At 39.1% G+C, this 281-nt stretch carries 1 protein-coding gene; it reads right to left on the bottom strand.

Going from position 1 to position 281, the window contains the following annotated elements:
* The coding region (locus AAEY75_RS14685) for a FlgK family flagellar hook-associated protein (protein WP_352259978.1) at nucleotides 1–281 on the bottom strand (281 nt) is incomplete at both ends.

The raw sequence follows: 281 nt of genomic DNA, 5'->3' as shown, positions 1-281 counted from the left end.
ATTCTGTAGGGAATTGATCCATTACCAAAGGCTGGCCATTGGCTAATTGAATAGTCATCAATCCGTTGTCATTAAATTGGGCTTTGATATCCAGATATTTAGACAAATCTTTGGCCAATAATTCTTGCTTATCACGAAGTTCATTTGCAGGAGAAATCGAAAGACCTTCTTGTCTCAAAATCTGTTCGTTCAGGTTTGAAATCTTCGTCGTGATTGTATTCAAATCACCTAGGGAAGACGCAAGCTGAGCATCTACCAAGCCTTCTTGATCACTTACAACG

The sequence above is a fragment of the Psychrobacter sp. TB55-MNA-CIBAN-0194 genome, from assembly GCF_040309505.1.
GTDB lineage: Bacteria > Pseudomonadota > Gammaproteobacteria > Pseudomonadales > Moraxellaceae > Psychrobacter > Psychrobacter fozii.
This window is presented reverse-complemented; position numbering and strand designations above follow the sequence as displayed.